This is a genomic window from Nocardiopsis sp. CNT312 (genome assembly GCF_000515115.1).
GTDB lineage: Bacteria > Actinomycetota > Actinomycetes > Streptosporangiales > Streptosporangiaceae > Nocardiopsis.
Map to the genome: position 1 here is coordinate 47,035 of NZ_AZXF01000021.1, position 13,074 is coordinate 60,108.

Sequence of the window (13,074 nt, forward strand, 5' to 3'; positions counted from 1 at the left end):
GCGAGGAGACGTCATGACGCTCTACCTGCCCAACACCACCACCGCGGCCATCACCGAGGCGCTCACGGCCGAGCGCCACAGCGTCGGCGGCGGCGCGATGAACATCGTCCTGACCCTGGTGATCATCACCGACGAGGCCGGGCACTACGACGCGGTACGTGCCGCCACCGAGGCCGGAAGGGAGCACCCCTCGCGAGTGGTGGCCCTGATCCGGCGCGACGCCGACGCCGAACCCGCGATCGACGCGGAGATCCGCAGGCCGGGGACCTCCGGACCGGGCGAGGCCCTGCTGCTGCGGCTGTACGGGCCGCTGGGCGAGCACCCCGACTCGGTGCTCACGCCCCTGTTGGTGCCGGACGCCCCGATCGTGGCGTGGTGGCCGGGCCAGGGACCACAGGATCCGTCCTCGGACCCGGTGGGCCGCCTGGCCCAGCGCCGCATCACCGACGCGTTCCAGGCGCAGGACCCCCTGGAGGACCTGACGCGGCGCACGGCGAACTACACTCCGGGCGACACCGACCTGTGCTGGACCCGGATCACCCCGTGGCGCTCGCTCCTGGCCAGCGCCATGGACCAGCCGTGCGGGTGGGTGACCTCGGCGTCGGTGGCGGCGCAGGCGCGCTACCCCAGCGCGGAACTGATGGCGGCGTGGCTGGCGGACCGGCTGGGGGTGGAGGTGACCCGTGAGGTCTCCGACGGCCCGGGCCTGACACGGGTGCGCCTGACCACCGACCTGGGGGACATCTCCCTCACCCGGCTGGACGGGGGCGCGGCCACGCTGTCGCGCTCGGGCCGGCCGGACCAGCGTGTCGCCCTGGAGCGGCGCAGCGCGGCCACGTCGCTGACCGAGGAGCTGCGCCGGCTGGACCCTGACGAGATCTACGAGAGCGCCGCCGGCCACCTGGGATCGGTGCTCTCCGGAAGCGGAGCGTGAGTATGAGTGGACCCGAGGTCCTCCGGTACCCCGACGGAGGACGGCTCGCCGAGGCCGCCGCCGAGCGCCTGGCGGACATGATCGCCCAGGCCGGGCGGGAGGAGCGCACGTTCCACCTGGCGCTGACCGGCGGCGGTGTGGGGATCGCGACCCTGCGGGCGCTGGGCGAGCGCGCGCGGGCCGTCGACCTGGACTGGTCCCACGTGCACCTGTGGTGGGGCGACGAGCGGTTCCTGCCGGAGAAGGACCCCGAGCGCAACGAGACGCAGGCGTGCGAGGCGCTGATCGACCGGATCACGATCCCGGTGCACCACGTGCACCCCATGCCCGCCTCCGACGGCATGGACGGCGACAGCGTCGACCACGCGGTGACCCGGTACAAGCGGGAGCTGACCGCGGCGGCCCGCGGCCGGGCGCCGGTCCCCCGGTTCGACGTGTGCCTGCTGGGCGTGGGACCGGACGCGCACGTGGCCTCGCTGTTCCCCGGCCTGCCCGCGGTGCGCGAGGACGAGGCGGCCGTGGCGGCGGTGCACGACTCCCCCAAGCCCCCGCCTCGGCGGATCTCGCTGACACTGCCGTCGATCAACACGGCACGCGAGGTGTGGCTGCTGGCCTCCGGCGAGAGCAAGGCGCAGGCCGTGCGGCTCGGCCTGGCGGGCGGCGACCCCGGCGAGGCGCCCGTGGCGGGTGCGCGCGGCGCGGAGCGGACCCTGTTCTGGGTGGACGAGGCGGCCGCGGCCCGGATCTGAGCGTGGCCGGCGGCCCCGTCCGGACCGTGGGTCCGGGCGGGGCCGCCGTGCTGCGGCAGGTCAGTCCGTGGGCGAGGAGCGCCGGAACACCGGGACCATCACCGCCGCCGCCAGGAGGTGGGTGGCGGCCAGGAGCACGCCGGTGGCCGCGCTGCCGCCCGCCGCCAGGGACGGGACGCAGGAGAGGACGGCGAAGACGAGCGCCACGACCGTCCACACCAGGAGGCCCCGCCTGCCGAGGAAGCGCTCGGCGAGGGCGAGCGTGCCCCAGCCGATGAGGCCGAAGGCCACGGTGAACAGGGCGAAGGCGGTCAGCGGGACGGTCGCCTCCTCCTGCCCGGGGGGAGAGATCACCAGGTCGGCCCCCACGAGGGGGGCCGCCGCCCCGGCCAGGACGTTGACCACGGCCGCGGCGGCGATGGCGATCAGGCGGGGCTTCCACGCGCCGCGCCGGGCGGTGGTGGTGTCGGGGGCGGTCGGGGCCATGGGTCTCTCCTCGCGTCGTGTGCGTACGGATCGACCGTACGGACCCGTGGTGAGACTTTCCATGCGCCAAACGCTTCCCTGTTTGCGCGAGCGTCTTCTGCCGGTGTTCTCCGGGGTACGTTCACCGTATGGACGTACTCAGCGACGTGGTCGGGACGATCCGGTCGGGGCAGCCGCATGCGGCCCGCGTCGAGTGGCACTCCCCGTGGGGTATGAGGTTCCCGGAGCTGTCCGGGGCGGGCTTCCAGGTGGTGCTCCAGGGATCGTGCTGGCTGCGGACCGACGGGCTCGACCCGCTCAGGCTGAACGTGGGGGACGTGGTGTTCCTGCCGCACGGCCACGAGTACGTGCTCTCCGACCGGCCGGAGGCCCCCGTGGACGACATGACGTGCGCGGCGGCCCTGGAGCCGCAGGCGCCCCCGACCTGCCCGGGACCGGTGGGCGCGTTCGTGTGCGACTCCGCAGGGGCGCGGCCCCAGCCGCGCTTCGGTTCGGCCTCGGTGGGCTCCCCGGACGGGGACCCGCCCTCCTGCACGACCGTGGGCGGCGCGTACCGGACCTACGCCTCGCGCTCCCATCCGATGCTCACCGAGCTGCCCCGGGTGGTGCACCTGCCCGCCCAGGTGGGGCGGCACCCCGATCTCGCCGCCGCGGTGGGGCTGCTCGGTCGGGAGCTGGACGCCCCCCGCCACGGCGGCGACACGGTGGTCCCGGCGCTCCTGGAGGTGCTGCTGATGTACATCCTGCGCGCGTACCTGGAGGAGCAGCCCGAGAGCGCGTGCGGATGGGCCGGGGCGCTGAGCGACCCGGCGGTCAGCGCGGCGGTCAGCGCGGTGCACGAGGACCCGGCGCACCCGTGGACCGTGGCGGAGCTGGGCGAGCGCGCGGGGCTGTCGCGGGCGGCGTTCTCGCGTCGGTTCACCGCGCTGGTGGGGCGGCCGCCGCTGGCCTACGTCACGTGGTGGCGGCTGAGCCGGGCCCGCGCCCTGCTCGGCGAGTCGGACGCCCCGATCAGCGCGATCGCGGCGCGGGTGGGGTACGGGTCGCAGTTCGCCCTGGCCAACGCGTTCAAGCGGGAGTTCGGGGTCTCCCCGGGGCAGTACCGCGCCGGTTTCGCCGACGCCTCGTGAGCACTCCCGCCCCGGGGTCCGGCCCCCGTGGGGACCGGACCCCGGGCGCCGATCTCAGCCGAGGTCGACCTGCGGGCAGGAGAGCCCCTCCTCGGGCACGGTGCCGGTCAGCAGGTAGCCGTCCAGCGGATCGTCGATGCACGTGCTGACCCCGTGGCCGTAGATCGTGTGGCCGGAGCCCTCGTAGGTCACCAGGGTCGCGGTGTCCAACTGCTCCGCCAGCTCCTGGGACCAGGCGTAGGGGGTGGCGGGGTCGCCGACGTTGCCCGCCACCACGACCGGCGGCGCGTCGGGGGCGGTGAACCCGGTCGGCGCCGTCTCGGTCTCCGGCCAGTAGGCGCACAGCACGTTGCCCCACACCGCGCCCGCTCCGAACAGCGGCGAGTCCTCCTCCATACCGTCGACGGCCTCGAAGTAGACACCGATGTCCTCCGGGTCGTCGCGGTCGGCGCAGTTGACGGCGACGAGCGGTGCGTTGGCGTCCTTGCCGTCCTCCTCCTCGTCCAGCCAGGCGTAGGTGTTCTCGTACATGAACCCCAGGTAGTACTCGGTCGCCGCACGGTCCTCCACGGACATGTAGGCCAGCATGTCGGCCAGGTAGACCCACGTGAACTCGTTGTAGAGCTCCATGGCGAGCATCCCGACGAAGGCGGGGCCGTCCACCGTCAGGTCCTCCACCGTGAACGGCTCCTCGTCGAGCCAGGTGAGGATCTGCTCCATGCGCTGCTGGGAGCCCGCCACCCCGTCGAACGCGCAGAACGAGGCGTTCTCCGCGCAGTGGCCGACGAAGTCCTCCCAGGTCGCCTGGAAGGCGAGCCCCTGGTCGATCCCGACCTCGACGTTGGGCCGCTCGGTCTCCACCGCACCGTCCAGGATCAGGGCACGGGTGTGGTCGGGGAACATCTCGGCGTAGAGGGATCCGATGTAGGTGCCGTAGGAGTAGCCGACGTAGGTCAGGCGGTCGTCGCCGAGGGCGCCGCGCAGGACGTCCAGGTCCCGGGCGACGTTGACGGTGCCCATATTGGCGAGGAACCCCTCGCCGACCGTGTCGACGCAGTCGTCCACGTAGGCCCGGACGTCCTCCTCCAGGGAGGCGACCCTCTCCTCGGGAAGGCCGGTGAGGTCGCCGACCTCGACGTCCTCGACCTCCTCGTTCACCGCCTCCCAGTCGCCGCAGGCGAACCCCTGGCTGTCCCCCACGCCGCGCGGGTCGAAGGAGACCAGGTCGAAGGCGGAGCGGACCTCGTCGCTGAAACGAGGGAAGTCGAGCATCTCCACACCGCTCTGCCCGGGGCCGCCCGGGTTGAGGACGAGCGACCCCACGCGCTCCTCCTGCGGCCCGTCGGCGGGCACCCGGACGAGGGCGAGGTCGATGGTCTCGCCCTCGGGCAGTTCGTAGTCGACCGGGACGGTGACCGTGCCGCACTCCAGGGCGGCCTTCCAGTCGGGGTCGGCCCCCCAGTCGCGGTACTCCTCGACGAACTCGTCGACCTCCGCCCCGTCGTAGCAGGTCTCCCAGTCGACCTGTTGGCCGACGAACAGTTCGAACGGGTCCACCGTCTCCTCGGGCACCGGCTCGGGCTCCGGGGCCGCCGGGCCGGGGGCGCACCCCGTGGTCAGCGCCGCCGCCGTCAACACCGCTCCGGCCCCGAGGGCCGAGACTCCACGCCGCACCAGCGGTCTCTGTTTCCTGTGTGGTTCCGCCGCCCCGGCCACTCCGGAGAGACGTCTAAGGAACGGATGATTTGCGCATTACACGCGTTTACGAGGTATATGAGAAGTTCATTGGACGGTTCCCTGAAAGAAACCGCGTCCGGGGCGACACGCGCCGGATTCTCACCCTCCTTTAGGGCACGCGGCCTACCATCACTGCCTGTTCTCCGCTCACCGACAGTCAGGGCCGCAGCATGTCCACGCACCACGGTGACCACCGTGACCCGTCCGGGTCGCCACGGGTCCTCCTCGTCGAGGACGAGCCCAACATCCTCGAACTGCTCACCTCCTCGCTGGAGCTGAGCGGGTTCGCCACCCGGGGCGCGCCCGACGCCGAGACGGCGCTCGCCCGGGTGGAGGGCTTCGGCCCCGACATCGCGGTGGTGGACGTCTCCCTGCCCGGCCGCAGCGGCCTGGACCTGGTCCGCGACCTGCGCGGGACGGCCCCCGGCCTGCCCGTGCTGTTCCTGACCGCCCGCGACACCGTCGAGGACCGCCTGGCCGGGCTGCGCGCGGGGGCCGACGACTACGTCACCAAGCCCTTCAGCCTGGAGGAGGTGGTCCTGCGGCTGCAAGCAATCCTGCGCAGGTCGGGGGCGCCCGCGGAGCGGGATGCGGACGTGATGCGCTACGCCGACCTGGAGCTGGACGAGCGGGCGCACGAGGTGCGCTGCGCGGGCACGGTGGTCCCGCTCTCCCCCACCGAGTTCTCCCTGCTGCGCTACCTGATGGCCAACTCCGGCGGCGTGGTGAGCAAACCGCAGATCCTCGACCACGTGTGGGAGGGGCAGACCGAGGACACCCGGCTGGTGGAGCTCTACGTCAGCTACCTGAGGCGCAAGCTCGGCACCCGCGGACCGCGCCTCATCCACACCGTCCGAGGCGTGGGCTACAGCCTGCGGCTGCCGCCCGGGGAGCGCCGGTGAGAGCGGGCGGGCGCGCGCGTTCGATGAGCCTCACGGCACGGCTGACGGTCGCGGTGCTGTGCCTGACCACGGTGGCGCTGGCCGCCTTCGGCGCGGTCGGCACGACGCTGCTGCACCGGTCCCTGGTGGAGGAGGTGGACCACCGGCTCCGGGGCCTGGGCGGGACGGGCGGTCCGGAGCGGCCCCCGTCTCCGGACGACGAGACGCCGCAGCCACTGCTCCCCACGGACCTGCGCGTCCTCGTCCTGGACGCCGACGGGGAACCCGTGCGGACCGTGGGTCAGTCCGAGGGCGACCAGGGCGTGCCCGACCTCTCGGAGACGGATGCCGATGCCCTGCGCGAGCGTTCCGGGGAGCCCTTCGAGCTACCCGACGCCTCCGGTGACGGCTCCTGGCGGGTCCTGGCCACCGAGCGCGGTGACGGGACGTTCCACCTGGCCGCGCAGTCCCTGGACGGGGTGGACAGCACGCTGAACCAGTTGGTTCTCATCGAGGCCGCGCTGGGGGCGGCCGTGCTGCTCCTGCTCGGCGCGGGGGCGGTGGTGACAGTGCGCGGCCAGCTCCAGCCGCTGAAGCGGTTCGAGGCCACCGCCCAGACCATCGCCGCCGGGGACTTCGGGCGGCGCGTGCCCGACCACGGGACGGACACCGAGACCGACCGGCTGGCGGCGGCGCTGAACACGATGCTGGAGGAGCTGTCCCGCGCCCTGGCCGAGCGCGACCGGTCGGTGGCCACCACCAAGCGCTTCGTCTCCGACGCCTCCCACGAGCTGCGCACGCCCCTGTCGTCGATCCGGGGGTTCGCCGAGCTGTACCGGCAGGGCCGGGAGCGGGGGGTGGTCGGCGCGGACACCCGCACCGAGCGGTGGGTGTCGCGGATCGAGGAGGAGGCGGTGCGGATGGGGCGCATGGTCGACGACCTGCTCGTCCTCTCCCGGTTCGACGAGGCTCCGGTGGTCGATCGGTGCGATGTGGAGCTGGCCGGGATCGTCGGCGACGCTGTGCGCTCGGCCCGGGCCCGCGCCCCGGAGCGGGAGGTCGCGTTGGAGGCCGCCGAACCCGTGCACGCGGTCGCCGACGCCGTGCGCATCGGTCAGGTCCTGGAGAACCTGCTGGGCAACGCCCTGGTCCACACACCGGAGGGCACCCCGGTGCGGGTGCGGCTGACCCGTACGGACGATGCGCCGCCCCCGGGCCCGGCGCATGCGGGCGGTCTCCCTCCCGGGGTGAGTGAGGTCGCCGTGATCAGTGTGGCCGATGAGGGTCCGGGGATCCCCCGGGAGGAGCTGCCACACGTCTTCGACCGCTTCTACCAGGTGGGCGGCCAGGGCCGCGGTTCCGGAACGGGGCTGGGACTGGCGATCAGTGCCGCGTTCGTCGCCGCCCACGAGGGGTACCTGACGGCGGAGTGCCCGGCAGGCGGGGGGAGCGTGTTCCGCGTGGTGCTGCCGCTGGGCTGAGATCCCGGCCGGCACGGGGCCGGGACACGTCCGTGCCGACGCACCCCGGCCCCGTGCCGGTCCGAACGGTTAGCCGGTCTCCTCCGGGGCGTTCCCTGCGGCTCCCGGCATCGCCGAACCGTCGTCCTGCTGCGGGGTCTCGGCGATGGCGGCGACCTGTTCGGCCAGGCTCGTCCCCGCGGCCTCAGCGCCGTCGTCACCGGCCCGCGCGGCACGGTCGACAGCCGACTCCAGCAGGTCGGAGGCGGTCCCGTCGGCGACCAGGGATGCGTGGAGGTCGGTGTAGGCCCGCTCGTACAGGGCGGTGAAGTCCTCGTCGGCGAGGAAGCGCTCCTTGAGAGCGCCGCTGCCGCCCATACCGTCCCGGCCCCCACCGGTGTCCTCGGCGTCCGCTCCACCCTGGTCCGCGCCGATTCCCTGGGGCGGCTCCATGCCCCCGGGCGGCTCCATGCCCCCGACCGCGTCCGCCTCCTCGGTCGCCCGGCCTCCGACGGTGCCCGGGGTATCGCCCGCACCACCGCCGTCCATGCCGCCGAAGGACAGGTTCAGGTCCCAGGACAGCACGGTGAAGCGCTCCTGCTCGGTGTCGTACCACAGGTAGTAGTTGTTGCCCGGTCCGTCCATGGCGTCTCCGTTGGAGATCAGGTCCTGCGTGGCGAGGTAGGCGGCGAAGGCCTCCGTGTCCAGGTGGGTGTCCAGCTCCTCGGCGAACTCCTCGTCGTCGGCCTCGGCCACGAACCTCAGCAGGTCCATGACCGGTTGCAGGTCCTGCGCCCCCTCGGCGTTGACCTGTTTGAAGGCCTCCTCGTAGTCGGTGGGGTCGTCGCCCAGGTAGGAGAAAGAGCCGCCGGCGCGCCCCTTGTAGAGGACGCCCTCCCCCAACTCCTCGCTCCACAGCGCGTCGGGGTGGTCGATGAGCAGGCGGGGCACCGCCTCGCCGCCGTTGACCGCCACGGAGGTGAAGGTGTAGTCCTGCACGGTCTGTCCGGAGGCCGCCGTCAGGTCCAGGGCCAGTGCCTCGTTGAGCGCGGTGTCGGAGACCGAGGTCGCCGGGCGCAGGGCGAGTTCGGTGTGGCCCTGGTAGGCGCGCCCGGCGACGAACTCGTCGAAGCTGATCAGCCACGGCAGCCTCTCCGGCTCCTCCTCGGACAGGGAGACCGTGCCGCCCATACCGCCGCCCTGCCGCGCACCGGCCGCCCCCTGGTCCCCGGCGGCCTCCTCCGTGCCCTCGGCGGCGTTCCCGGGCATCCGGGGGAAGTCCCCCTCCGCCATGCCCTCGGGAATCTGCGGCATCGCTCCGCCGCCCTCACCGCCGTCCTGGGACGTCCCGCCCCCGCTCAGGCTCCGCAGGGTGGAGTTGCCCTTGAGCCGCAGGCCGACGTCGGTGACCAGGGTGCCGTCGATGGTGATGTCGGCCTGGATGAACTCCTTCTCCCCCTCCTCGCGGAAGGTCGCCATCATCTCGGCGTACTCGTCCTCGTTGAAGGACACCTCGATGCTGTGCTCGCCCCCGTCGAACAGGTCACCGGTGCCCTCGATGTCCTCGGTCACGGTCACCGCCGAGGACAGTTCCGAGGTGATGTAGGGGCGTACCCGCGCCTCACCGAAGACGAGGAGGAGGGCCAGCAGCCCTACGCAGACCGCCGCAAGCGGCTTCCAGTGGTGGCGCAGCCGTACCGGGATCCGGTGCCTCAGGCGTCGGCTCGGCGGGGTGGGCTCGGTCGGTGCTCGGTCGGCCATCACAGGTCCGTCTGGTCGTATCCGGTCAGGACGGTCGCCTTCTGCCCGGCGTTGATGGCACGCAGTGCCTCGATCAACCGTCCGGGCTTGACGCCCTTCTTGAGCCGGGCGGTGTAGGCCAGCTCCAGCAGAGAGCCGCCGCGCACGGTTTCGGTGCTGATCAGTTCGTACTCGTCGGTGTGGCGGATGAGCACCTCGTCGATCAGCGGGCCGTGGTCGGTGCCGTCCGCGGGGACCTGGACCTTGACGACCTGGCGCTGCACGTTCAGCGCGAACAGGTTGAAGCGGTGCATGAGCACGATGACGGCGCAGATCACGGCGGTGGCGATGATGGCCAGGGCGTAGAAGCGGGTTCCGCAGGCCATCCCCACGCCCATGACGAGGAAGATGAACCCGACGTCGCGGGTCTCCTTGATGGCGTTGCGGAAGCGGACCACGGAGAGCGCGCCCACCAGGGCGAACGCACGGGCGATGTTGGAGCCCACCACGAGCATGATCAGGGCGATGATCATGCCCAGGATGATGAGGGTGTGGACGTAGCTCTGGCTGTAGGAGATGTTGCGGTGGGTGGCCCGGTAGGTCCAGGCCACCACAAGGCTGGTGGCCAGTGCCAGCATCAGGGACAGGACGACGTCCATGACGCTGAAGGTGCCGGACAGGTCGGTGACGCTGAAGTCGAGGTTCATCGGGGAACGCCTTGGGTCGGTACGGGCGGGTTCACAGGCTCTGGGTCTGGAGGAGGCGCGGTGCGCCGAGCGGGGCCGCGGCCCCGGGAAGGGGGCCGGGCACCTCGGATTGGTCGCCCTCGGGGACGTGGAAGACGGACCTGGGCGCCTTGCCGAAGGCCTCCACGCTCTGGCAGTACTTGGAGATGCGCTCCACCTGGAGGTCGAGGCGCGCGGCCATGTCGGTGACCCAGTAGGGGGCGCGCTCGTCGGCCTTGACCTCCATGACCACGTGGCCGGGGTCGATGATGTAGCGGTTCTCGGCCTCGGCCCGCAGGTCGAAGTCGCGGTCGCGGCCCCGGACGCGGTGGTCGAGTGTGACGCGCAGTCCCAGGTCGGCGCCGGTGCCGACGTAGGGTTCGCGGCGGTAGCCGGTCATGGCGACCGGGCGCAGGTCCAGGCGCACGACGAGGTCGAGCACCTCGTCGACGAAGGGCTGGTCGGCACCGGGGTGGGAGACGCGGACGCGCCGGTCGCACAGGGCGCGGGCCGTGTCGTAGGGCAGCAGGACCCGGCGCTTCTGGGTGACCCTGTTCACCCTCTGTTTGATCTCGACGGAGACCGGTGTGTCCTCGGGTGCCTCGCCCGTCTCGCCGTAGCGGCGGACGCGCAGTTTGCGGCGGAACCTCAGGCCCTCGACCTTCTCCCAGTAGAAGCGGAGCCGGTCGGTGTCGTAGTAGACGCTCCAGACGCCGTAGCCGCCCGCTCCGGCGTTGCGGTCCACCAGCATCCGGCCCGCGAGTTCGGACCGGATGTCGGCGACCTTGCCGACGGGGACGAGGTACTTGATCTCGTACCGGTTGAACGCGTGCAGTCGGCCGGGGGCCCTGAGCCGGTCGCCCGCACCGCTCCGGGCGCGACCGCCGGCACCATGCTTCGGTGACATGGACACCTCCTCTTCATCGTTTCAGTGACGACAGAGAGCACTGAATCCGACGAAGCTATGAAGAGGCGTGGAGTTTCCTGTGTGAACCCTGTGAGCGGTGCGCGCGACCGCAGGCGGGAGCGGGGACGGCGCTCCGAGGTGAGAGGCGGGTGAGAATCCGCCTCCGGTCCGCTTCACAGTCGGCTGGCGTCGGTGTGCAGCAACGCGGGCAGCGCGCCGGGGGCGGCGTCCACGACCAGGGGACGCAGGGGCTCCCCGAAGGACAGGCGCGGCTCCGGATCGGCTTCCGCCGTCCCAGCACCGGTGATCCAGTCCACCAGTTCACGCGCACGCCCCGCGTCTCCGCCCGGCCGGGTCAGGGCGATCACCTTCCCGGCCACGTCGCACCGCAGCTGGAGGTGGGTGGTGGCCGCGAACACGCTCTGGGCCCACGCCCCGCGGGTGACCGGGTGCCGTCCTCCGCCGTGGGGGCGGCGGCGGTGCCAGGCGGGGGCGGCCAGCCCCACCGCCCGGTCGTCGAAGGTGAGCACCAGGCTGGGCCGCTCCTGTGCGCTCAGACACCCCCGGGGGTCGGTGAGGGAGGCGTCCGCCCAGACGCCGACGGGTCCGCCCGCCGCGCGGACCAGCGCGGTGCGCGCCGCGTCGAGGAGGGGGGCGTCCACCTGGCCACGGGCCGGCGGGCACAGGTGTTCGGCGAGCGGGCCCCCGATCGGGGTGTAGCCGGTCAGGGCCAGCGGCCAGTCCACGGCCGCCCTGCCCTTGAGGGGGATCCTCCCGTGGGCCGCGCAGACCACCTCGCGGGTCCCGGGAAGCTGGTAGACCGCGCAGGCCCCCGTCTCCTGGGCGGCCAGGGCCAGGCCGAGACTCATGGCCTTGGTGCCGGTCGTGACGTCCACGATGGCGGGCGGCACCCCCTCCGGTCCGGCTGTTTGGGAGGTGATCCACTCCCGGGCCAGGTCGGCGACGGCCTCGGCGTCGGATCCGTCGACGGGTTCGGCGGGCAGGCGCACCCGGTCCCGGTACCCCTCCTCCTTCAGCCGGGCGGGGTCGGCGGGTCCGGCCCCGGGGTGCTCGGCGGAGCGCAGGGCACGGGCGGCGGCGGTGCGCACGTTGTCGCGCAGGCTCTGCCGCGAGGGCAGGATGAGCGCGCGGGAGGGCCGGTGGGCGTGCAGGGCGGTCAGGGCGCCCACGCGGCTGCCGCCCAGGGGAGTGACCAGGAGGGGACCGTCCCCGGGGCCGGGGTGGTGCTCGGGCGGGGGGAGGTGCGGGGCCGGGGGGCGCGGCGCGGGCCGGGCGCCCGGGGCGGGCGCGGCGGCGGGTCTCCCGGTTCCGGGGAAGAACGCCTTGCGCAGGTCGTCGAAGGAGGCCAGCCGGTTCAGGAGGTCGTCCAGGCTCCACACGTGTACGAGCCTCGCCGACAGTGCGGGGTTGTACCCGGTGATCGCCTTCCTCAACGCGGGATCGGCGGGGCCGGTGTGGACGAACAGCACCTGTGCCGCGGTGCCGAACACGCGGCGTGCCTTGGCCACGGTCCATCCGGCGCGCGCCACGACGTCGCCGGGCCGGGTCTTGGCCTCCACGCACAGCACCCGGTGGCGGTAGCGGACGACGGCGTCGAAGTCGGCGACGGAGGCGGCGGGGTGGAGCGGGTCGGCGACCTGCCGGGGGCCGAGGACCTCCGCCTCGCTCTGGCGGCGCAGGTGTCGGCGCAGGTGGGACAGGACACGTCCTTCGGCGACGACTCCTCGGCGCACGGCCGGAGACAGGTCCGGGCGGCGTGCGGTGAGGGCCTGTGCGCCGCCCTGGACGAAGAGGCGGATGGGTTCGGGGTCGCGGTCGGCCAGCCATCGGGCGCCGTGGAGTCCGGCGAGCACGGCCAGGTCCACCCCGGCGCAGGAGAGGGGGAGGGCGGGGTGGGTGCCGTCGGCGGGGCGCAGCGCGTCCGCGGTGGCGTCGAGGTAGTAGCGCCACCGGGCGGCCCGTCCGGGGTGCAGGTGTGCGTGCAGGAGGGCGGCGGCCACGCTCATCACCTTCGTTCCGCCCGTGTAGTCCAGGGACCACGCCCCGCCGCCGCTCGTGTGGTGCCAGTCCTCCAGGCACCGGGTCACAGCGCGGAAGTCGTGGGGGTCGGGTCCGGCGCTCAGCACCCGGACGGAGCGCGGCGGTCCGACGCGCGCGGCGGCCTCGGCCACGCGCCGGGCGACGGACAGGGTGTCGTCGCTGGCGATGAGGGCAAGGCGGTCGGCGGCCAGGGTCAGCGACGACAGGAGCGCGGGGGTGGGGCTGCGCCCCACGAGCACGGCGGCGGCCGCGGGGGCGCTCACG

The 13,074-nt window shown here is 73.2% G+C and carries 11 protein-coding genes; 5 read left to right on the forward strand and 6 right to left on the reverse strand.

The window, feature by feature from the left end; translation table 11 throughout:
• Nucleotides 1-13 precede the first annotated feature (13 nt).
• Both B042_RS0110710 and pgl read left to right on the forward strand, forming a co-directional pair.
• Nucleotides 14-934, forward strand: a complete 921-nt coding sequence (locus B042_RS0110710; RefSeq protein ID WP_028648284.1) for a glucose-6-phosphate dehydrogenase assembly protein OpcA — start codon at nt 14-16, stop codon at nt 932-934.
• Between the two features lie 2 nt (nt 935-936).
• The gene (pgl, locus tag B042_RS0110715; protein WP_028648285.1) at nt 937-1,683 is read left to right on the forward strand and encodes a 6-phosphogluconolactonase; all 747 of its coding nucleotides are present in this window, start codon (nt 937-939) and stop codon (nt 1,681-1,683) included.
• A 60-nt stretch (nt 1,684-1,743) separates the two neighbouring features.
• On the opposite strand, the gene B042_RS0110720 is transcribed toward pgl, so the two are convergent.
• Entirely contained in the window at nt 1,744-2,169 is a 426-nt protein-coding gene (locus B042_RS0110720; protein ID WP_028648286.1) for a DUF6069 family protein, read from the reverse strand.
• Between the two features lie 128 nt (nt 2,170-2,297).
• Here B042_RS0110720 and B042_RS0110725 point away from each other — a divergent pair, with 128 nt between their 5' ends.
• The gene (locus B042_RS0110725; protein ID WP_028648287.1) at nt 2,298-3,299 is read left to right on the forward strand and encodes an AraC family transcriptional regulator; all 1,002 of its coding nucleotides are present in this window, start codon (nt 2,298-2,300) and stop codon (nt 3,297-3,299) included.
• A 54-nt stretch (nt 3,300-3,353) separates the two neighbouring features.
• Here the strand turns inward: B042_RS0110725 and B042_RS0110730 are convergent, their stop codons facing one another.
• On the reverse strand, nt 3,354-4,973 hold the full coding sequence (locus tag B042_RS0110730; RefSeq protein WP_081748724.1) for an alpha/beta hydrolase: 1,620 nt from the start codon (nt 4,971-4,973) through the stop codon (nt 3,354-3,356).
• Nucleotides 4,974-5,206: 233 nt separating this feature from the next.
• On the opposite strand from B042_RS0110730, the gene B042_RS0110735 reads away from it, so the two are divergent.
• Both B042_RS0110735 and B042_RS0110740 read left to right on the forward strand, forming a co-directional pair.
• Nucleotides 5,207-5,938 (forward strand): response regulator transcription factor, encoded by a 732-nt coding sequence (locus B042_RS0110735; RefSeq protein WP_028648289.1) that lies wholly within the window; start codon nt 5,207-5,209, stop codon nt 5,936-5,938.
• Complete coding sequence (locus tag B042_RS0110740) at nt 5,935-7,398, forward strand: cell wall metabolism sensor histidine kinase WalK (protein ID WP_231493930.1); 1,464 nt, start codon at nt 5,935-5,937, stop codon at nt 7,396-7,398. The genes B042_RS0110735 and B042_RS0110740 overlap by 4 nt, the downstream gene beginning before the upstream one ends.
• A gap of 69 nt (nt 7,399-7,467) precedes the next feature.
• Here the strand turns inward: B042_RS0110740 and B042_RS22810 are convergent, their stop codons facing one another.
• From B042_RS22810 to B042_RS0110760, 4 genes are all read right to left on the reverse strand, one after another.
• On the reverse strand, nt 7,468-9,138 hold the full coding sequence (locus B042_RS22810) for a CotH kinase family protein (protein WP_051415625.1): 1,671 nt from the start codon (nt 9,136-9,138) through the stop codon (nt 7,468-7,470).
• Nucleotides 9,138-9,824 carry a DUF4956 domain-containing protein gene (locus B042_RS0110750; protein WP_028648291.1) on the reverse strand — a complete coding sequence of 229 codons (687 nt, stop codon included), beginning with the start codon at nt 9,822-9,824 and terminating at the stop codon, nt 9,138-9,140. Before B042_RS0110750 ends, B042_RS22810 begins: the two co-directional genes overlap by 1 nt.
• A 31-nt stretch (nt 9,825-9,855) precedes the next feature.
• On the reverse strand, nt 9,856-10,749 hold the full coding sequence (locus tag B042_RS22815; protein ID WP_051415626.1) for a polyphosphate polymerase domain-containing protein: 894 nt from the start codon (nt 10,747-10,749) through the stop codon (nt 9,856-9,858).
• 173 nt (nt 10,750-10,922) lie between these two features.
• The gene (locus B042_RS0110760) at nt 10,923-13,073 is read right to left on the reverse strand and encodes a CRISPR-associated protein (RefSeq protein WP_028648292.1); all 2,151 of its coding nucleotides are present in this window, start codon (nt 13,071-13,073) and stop codon (nt 10,923-10,925) included.
• Nucleotide 13,074 lies beyond the last annotated feature (1 nt).